The organism is Paenibacillus sp. TAF43_2 (assembly GCF_052113545.1).
In the GTDB taxonomy this organism is placed as follows: Bacteria; Bacillota; Bacilli; order Paenibacillales; family Paenibacillaceae; genus Pristimantibacillus.
Window position 1 is genome coordinate 1 of the sequence record NZ_JBFRDK010000286.1, and the last position, 4,843, is coordinate 4,843.

Below are 4,843 nucleotides of genomic sequence, written 5' to 3' on the forward strand. Positions count from 1 at the left end.
CGCTTTCTCATTATTCATAACACGGTTCCCTCGCTTATACGACATTTAAAATTGGAAGCACGCCAATTATACTTCTTATTTATAAGCGAAGATGTAATCTAGTTTACAACTCTTTCTACATAACCTAGCTTTGCAACAACATTTTTTTATGAATGTAGATGGTTTTAAAACCTGTCTTAATGCGTTTTTGTTCCGAAAGCTCTTGTAAGGCTACCGTTACCGCTTCTCTTGTCGCTCCAACCAGATTTGCAATTTCTTGATGTGAAAGAGGAAAATCAATTTTGCAATACTCATCCCTATCCATGCTCGTAATTCCAAATTGCTCTGAAAGCTTCATGAGAACATGCAAAATTTTATCATGAAGACCTCCTAGAGCTAAATTTTGTGTTAAACGACTCATCGTACTAATTCGATCACTTAAAACCTGTAATAAATTCATCATGAAGCGAGGCCGCTGCATTAAAAAATTTTCAAACCTATCTTTACTCATCAAACAAATATGGCTTTCTTCAATCGTTTCAATAAAGTGATCCCGCGTACCAAATGAAATGATATTCATCTCGCCAAATACATTTCCTTCACCTAATATATCCGAAGTAAATTGCTTGCCTTCCACACTCAGCTTATATAAACGAACCTTTCCCTTTTTCACAAAATAAAGCCCTTCTGAAAAAGATTCCGGTGTTTGAATAAATGTCTTTTTCGGGATAACGGTAATAGAGGTCATTTCATCCATCTCTATCAAGTCTTCTATTGTGAGTGAATGAAGCAAATTAAATTGCGATAAATATTGAATGTTATCCATTTCTCCTCCAGTTCGTTAATCGAGATGAAAAAATAAAGATTTAAGGCAGCTTCTTCTTCACAAAATGACCAATATGGTCGATAGCCTGCTGCGCTTCCGGAAGCATGTAGGCGAGAAAATGAAATACACTCCACATCTGATCCCATACTTCCAGCGTAACAGCGACACCTGCTGCTCTTGCTTGATCCGTAAACCGTGTAGAATCACTTAACAGAACTTCATGATCGCCTACTTGGATAAACAAATCGGGCAGTCCGCTCAAATTCATTCTAAGGGGGGATAAGAGCAGGATATCATCCGTACTGCTGCCTAAATATGTGTTCAATATCCTGCGATTGCCCTCCAAGCTCCCTGTAGGATCGAGCTCCGATCGAGTCGTGTAGGATTCACCATCCAAATGAACTAGATCCGTATGCGGGGAGATGAGAAAAGCACCTGCTGGAAGCGTCTCTCCTTGTTCTCGAAGTGAAAGCAAGGTCATAAGCGCAAGGCTTCCGCCTACCGAATCTCCGCCAAATAGGATATTAGCAGCGGAATAACCGTTCTCAAGCAACCAACGATAGGCAATGAGGCAATCCTCGTTTGCAGCTGGATACGAATGCTCCGGTGCAAGTCTATATTCAATGACAAGCACTTTCACCCCACTGGAATTCGCTATTCTTGCCGTCAAATCACGATAGATTGCACAGGTGCCTGCTATAAAACCACCGCCATGGAAGTAAAGAATGACCTTGTTCACATCTACAGTTAGATTAGCTGGAGTAATCCATTCACCAAATAGATTTCCGATTAGTACCTCTTGGACAATAATATCCGTATTCATTTGCATAGCAGCTGCGGTATTGTTCATTTCATTTCGTATTTTCTCCACAGGCATTTCACTAAAATTGCTCGATTGTTTTAAAAAATGTTTAATCGCTGCAAGCTGTTCGATACTCGTTTTTTCCATGTAATACCCCTCCTACAGGCTTAATAACGTAAGTCTACAGCCTGTAGCATAGTACAACGTCAAGCTAAGATTCCATGTGTAGGATGTGAAGTGTTTCCTGAGTTTCCGGGTGCTTTTCTTCTGCTTGCAGATTTGTTTTCAAGCTTGCGAGCATTGCTAATGTTTGTTCTTGCCGTTCCATATCTGAACGGATTTTATCCATTTTTTTATCGATCACAGTCAAAAAATCAGCGAGACTAATTTGACTGCTGCTAGACTTTGTTAATGCTTTTTTGATTTCTTTTAACGTAAATCCACAAGCCTTAGCATTTTTTATAAACGTAAGATGACTTAATACTTCCTCAGAGTACATCCGATAACCTGATTCAGAACGGATCGGCGCTGGAATTAGACCGTGATTCTCGTAGTATCTTAACGTTTCGATATTCACATTCGCCATTTTTGCAATTTGCCCTCGCAAATAACCGGTCATTTCAATCCCCCTCTAATGCTGGTTGAAAGATTATTCTGAAAAGACACACAGGCTGATCAACTTCAACTATTTCTCGGGAAATGAATTATTCAAAGCTTCCTTATATTTATTCTCTTTGTAGCCAATAACCTCAGACATGACATCACTTATACTTTTGCCTTGTTCTCTCATCTCGTCTATATAAAAGTCCGCTTTAATTCTGCCCTTATGAACAATAATGGCACGGTCGATAACATGCTCAATTTCTTCTATTAAATGCGTCGTGAGCAGGATCGTCTCATCGCCTTTTAAATTGGAAACCATCAGCTTTAAAAAATCCTTTCTAGTGAACATATCCTTGCCCTGAAAAGGTTCGTCCATCAGCATATATTTTGCGTCCTTAGCAAACCCCGCACAAATTTCAAGCTTCAGCTTTTGCCCTTTGGAGAATGTTTTGATTTTTTGCTGCGGTTCAAGCTCATAAAAGCTGATTAGCTTGTCAAAATGTTTTCTATTGAATCTAGGAAAAAAACCAGCCAAAAACTCTGCATACTGAACAGGTGTTAGATCAGGAAGAAAGCTGCCCTCTTCCGTAATCAATGCAATGTTGTCATACTGCTCCGTTACTGGTCTGCCTTCTACTGTTATGGTTCCGTTCTGAATTTCTCCAATCCCCATGATTGCCTTCAGCAATGTTGTTTTTCCGCTGCCGTTTCCGCCAAGAATACCAACGATTTCACCTTTGTTTATCGTTAAGCTATCCACGTATAAGTACTCACTGCTTCCAGGATAGCGCTTTTCCACATATTTCAGCTCGATCATCCATGCCCCTCCTGCCTGCAAACCTTTTATTCAATCTTGAGGTTATCGTAATACCTATACTCTGATTGGCTGTATCCAAACCCACCTGACAGCGGCGATAGATTCATCGCTCTAATATTATCGTCATTCAGATCAGTCATAAGCTCACCTTTGTAGAGCAATGTAGAGGCTTGATACACATAAATCATAAATCGTTTAGGAAGCACAATATCATATTGAAACTGACTTCCATCTTTAGGCTTGCTTCTCATTGTTTTGACGACATATAACTTATCGTTACGATAGCTCATCGCGAACATACCGCTGTAATTGTCCTCTTCTCCGTCCGCAAAGCTTTCTTTTATCGCTTCGTTTAATTTCATTTCACTCGATAAATGAAAACTAAACATTGTTTTATTATTGTTATTATTATTATTGGCATCAGCATCCTCAGCTGAAGAGGACCGGCTAAAACTCAGATTTAGCGTGTTCTGATCGTGATCGCTAAATGCTTCATAATTTTCATAATAGGTATCCCCGCTCGGATTATTGAATGAGCTCGCTCGATCCCGTCCTGCCAAGTAAAAATGAGGAACTATTGTCTCACCTAATTGCTTCCCGCTGACGCTGTCAAATGCACGAATAATAAGCTCGTTATCTTCAACTGCAATTAATGCCAAGCTGCTGCCAACGGCTTCTAATCCAAGAATTTCAATGCTTGAATTCGGATTATCTTTGTTTTTATCCAGGCTGAAGGTTGCCACGGTACGCGGCCCCTGCCCTTTGTCTCCGGTTATGCCTCGATAACCCCAATTATCTGAAAACTTTAACGCATAGATTCCGTTCTCTCCTGTGTAATGCGTTGTCGTTGGCAATGTAAAATATACGTTATCGCCAATTTTGGCAAGTCCATATTCGAGAGCATTCGTATAAGTGACGCTGTTATCCTTCTGATCCGCTCTATTATAATGTACAGGCGGATTAACCGTTGCCGTACCGATAGGAATGGGAATTGCATTCCTTCGATCACGAGCAACGATTTCAAAAAGCGGTCCAGTATTCGAAATATCATATTCAACGCCATTCATTATTTTAGCATTTCCCGGAATAAATCGTATTGGGGTTTGCTGCTGCATCTGCTCAAATAACACGGTACTCGTTTTCACTTGACCTTTCTCAATACGGAAGCTAGTGCGATGGCTCCCATCCTTCAGCTCTCCACTTATGACTGCATCCTCAATTGCTTGACGTGAACCCTGTAAATCTTTCAAATAAAATGTCCCTTGATCCTTCTTCGCGTAGATACTGCCGGACATTATCCCTATGACAGCTATCGCTGCAATTAACGCAACGAGAACTGCATGATTTTTTAGCTTTTTCATAGCGATTCCATCCCTTTCTTAAGCGATAGCTGCTTTTTTTATTAGCTTGATGCTGTGCCATATGAAAAATCCACTTAAAACAAGCATGATTGAGCTGCTAATATACAAATGACTTGGTGCTGCATAAGAATAGGATTCACTCATTCGATAGCTCAGTACTTTAATTGCCACGATAACCGCGGCTCCAATAGCGACAAAACCCCAGTACCTTTTGCTTCGTTCGCATAAAGCCCCGTAATATAGAGCTGTTGTGATCATAAATAAAATACTTGCTGATGATAAGATTCTGCTTAGGTTTAATGGCATGATGATTCGAAAAAAATCAGAACGGATAACCGCTAAAAAAAGTCCATTTGTCATCGAAAAGCGGCCTTCACCATAGCTCGCAAACTTCGCCGATACCACATCGTATCCAAGCTTTATGCTAATTAGCTGCGACCCGAGCAGCATGAGCA

Annotated in this window: 6 protein-coding genes; all 6 read right to left on the bottom strand. The window is 40.3% G+C overall.

Going from position 1 to position 4,843, the window contains the following annotated elements; genetic code table 11:
• Positions 1 to 124: 124 nt before the first annotated feature.
• The gene (locus AB4Z17_RS31985; protein WP_441909452.1) at positions 125 to 805 is read right to left on the bottom strand and encodes a Crp/Fnr family transcriptional regulator; all 681 of its coding nucleotides are present in this window, start codon (positions 803 to 805) and stop codon (positions 125 to 127) included.
• A 40-nt stretch (positions 806 to 845) separates the two neighbouring features.
• Positions 846 to 1,754, bottom strand: a complete 909-nt coding sequence (locus tag AB4Z17_RS31990) for an alpha/beta hydrolase (protein WP_441964342.1) — start codon at positions 1,752 to 1,754, stop codon at positions 846 to 848.
• A 64-nt stretch (positions 1,755 to 1,818) separates the two neighbouring features.
• Positions 1,819 to 2,226: a MerR family transcriptional regulator gene (locus AB4Z17_RS31995; RefSeq protein ID WP_441964344.1), complete on the bottom strand. Its 408-nt coding sequence runs from the start codon at positions 2,224 to 2,226 to the stop codon at positions 1,819 to 1,821.
• Between the two features lie 66 nt (positions 2,227 to 2,292).
• Positions 2,293 to 3,027 (bottom strand): ATP-binding cassette domain-containing protein, encoded by a 735-nt coding sequence (locus tag AB4Z17_RS32000; RefSeq protein WP_441964346.1) that lies wholly within the window; start codon positions 3,025 to 3,027, stop codon positions 2,293 to 2,295.
• A 26-nt stretch (positions 3,028 to 3,053) separates the two neighbouring features.
• The gene (locus AB4Z17_RS32005) at positions 3,054 to 4,388 is read right to left on the bottom strand and encodes a hypothetical protein (protein WP_441964348.1); all 1,335 of its coding nucleotides are present in this window, start codon (positions 4,386 to 4,388) and stop codon (positions 3,054 to 3,056) included.
• Between the two features lie 18 nt (positions 4,389 to 4,406).
• Positions 4,407 to 4,843 (bottom strand): hypothetical protein (locus AB4Z17_RS32010; protein WP_441964350.1); only part of this gene is annotated, 437 nt, incomplete at its 5' end.

Excerpts from the sequence above, each read along its gene's own strand:
- AB4Z17_RS31995 (WP_441964344.1), bottom strand. The coding sequence starts at position 2,226 with ATGACCGGTTATTTGCGAGGGCAAATTGCAAAAATGGCGAATGTGAAT.
- AB4Z17_RS31985 (WP_441909452.1), bottom strand. The coding sequence starts at position 805 with ATGGATAACATTCAATATTTATCGCAATTTAATTTGCTTCATTCACTC.
- AB4Z17_RS31990 (WP_441964342.1), bottom strand. The coding sequence starts at position 1,754 with ATGGAAAAAACGAGTATCGAACAGCTTGCAGCGATTAAACATTTTTTA.
- AB4Z17_RS32005 (WP_441964348.1), bottom strand. The coding sequence starts at position 4,388 with ATGAAAAAGCTAAAAAATCATGCAGTTCTCGTTGCGTTAATTGCAGCG.
- AB4Z17_RS32000 (WP_441964346.1), bottom strand. The coding sequence starts at position 3,027 with ATGATCGAGCTGAAATATGTGGAAAAGCGCTATCCTGGAAGCAGTGAG.